The sequence below is a fragment of the Kitasatospora sp. NPDC091257 genome (assembly GCF_044757675.1).
GTDB lineage: Bacteria > Actinomycetota > Actinomycetes > Streptomycetales > Streptomycetaceae > Kitasatospora > Kitasatospora lactacystinica.
Genome location: NZ_JBIVVI010001611.1, coordinates 1 through 1,622, shown reverse-complemented (window position 1 = coordinate 1,622; position 1,622 = coordinate 1). Strand labels below are relative to the sequence as shown.

Here is a 1,622-nt window from a genome sequence, read left to right as displayed (position 1 = left end):
CGTCGGGCGCGTCGGCGACATCCGCGCGGTCTTCCACACCGCCGGCGTGATCAGGGCGACCAGGCTGGCCGACACGACACCGGCGGAGTGGCCGGGGATGTCCTCGATCTCGGCGGTCAGGCCGGGGAGGTCGAGGGCGATGGGCGGGGTGCTCTGGACGGCGAGCACGATCTGCGGGTACCCGACGGGCATGGGGACGCCGCGCTCCCGCAGCGGTTCGACCAGCAGGCCGAACGGCATCAGGGAGTGGTCGAGGGCGGAGGCGATCGCCTCGGCGGCGCGGTCCACCAGGCCCGCGAAACCGCTCTCGCCCCGGGTCGGCACCAGGATCGGCATGCTGCTGGTGAGCAGGCCGACCACCTGCTCGTCGACCGGCCGCCGACGGTTGGCGTTGGAGAGCAGGATCAGCACCTCCGGCGCGCCGCTGAGCGAGCCGAGCAGCCGGGCGAACGCGGCGACCACGACGGCCGAGGCGGTGGCGGAGCGCGCGGCGGCGTAGCGCCCGATCTCCTCGGCCACGGGCGCCGGGATCCGGAACTCGGCCGTCTCACCGTGCCCGGAGCGCCGTTCGGGACGGGGCCGGTCGGTGGGCACGTCCACCGAGAGCGAGGCGCCGCCGAGGGCCTCGGCCCAGTGGTCGGCGGCCGCCGCCATGGAGGCCCGGTTGACGACCGTCCGCTCCCAGCAGGCGTGGTCGGTCATCCGGCCGGCCTCTCCCGGCAGCGGCCCGCCCGTGCGGTAGAGCGCGCTCAGGTCGGCCAGCACGGTGGCCAGCGACCAGCCGTCGAGCGCGATGTGGTGGATGGTCAGCAGCAGCACCCACTCCTGCGCCGCCGGGCGCAGCAGTCGGGCGCGCAGCAGCGGGGGCGCCGTCAGGTCGAAAGGGCGGCCGACCTCGGCCTCCAGGGCCGCGGCGAGGGCCGCGTCCCGTTCGGCGGGGGCGAGCCCGCGCAGGTCCTCGACCGGGACGTCCAGCGGGGTGTTCGGCAGCACCTGCTGGAGCCCGCCGAGCTCGGTGTCCACGAACCGGGTCCGCAGGCTCTCGTGCCGCTCGGTGACCGCCGTCAGCGCGGCGGCCAGCCGCCCGGGCTCCAGCGGCCCGCGCAGGGTGATCCGCTGGAGGATGTTCCACACCGCGGGGTCGGCCGCGTCGCCGTGGGCCTTGCGCAGCCGCCACTGGGTCACCCCGGCCGGCGCGGCGGACAGCGCCTCCCCGGCGCCGGTCAGGGTGGTCAGCAGCCGGTCGCGGTGGGCCCGGACGAGGCCGGTGACCTCCTCGTCCATCGCGCCGGCGGGGGCCAGGTAGCCGAGCCGCTCGCCGGTGGTGCGCAGCACGATCTCGCGTTCGTCGAGCAGGCGCAGCAGCCGCGCCCAGCCGTCCTCCGCCGTGCTCGCCGCGTCCTCTCCTCGAACGTCCTCCGCCGTGCTCACAGGGTCCCCTCCTCGAAGGCCGGGGCCGGGTGCTGCTCGGCGGCCGGCTCGTGGGCGGCCATCGCGCGGACGGTCGGGCGGCGGAAGAAGTCCAGCACGCCGATCCGCAGCCCGGTCTCCTCGCGGACCCGGTTCAGCAGCCGGGTGGCGGCCAGCGAGTGCCCGCCCAGGTCGAAGAAGGAGGTCTCCAC

Annotated in this window: 2 protein-coding genes; both read right to left on the bottom strand. The window is 76.3% G+C overall.

Features of this window, described 5'->3' with window-relative positions:
• A partial coding sequence (locus tag ACIQOV_RS40720; protein WP_401056090.1) for a condensation domain-containing protein occupies nt 1-1,431 on the bottom strand: 1,431 nt, incomplete at its 3' end.
• A partial coding sequence (locus ACIQOV_RS40715) for an acyl carrier protein (protein WP_401056088.1) occupies nt 1,428-1,622 on the bottom strand: 195 nt, incomplete at its 5' end. The genes ACIQOV_RS40715 and ACIQOV_RS40720, both read right to left, overlap by 4 nt.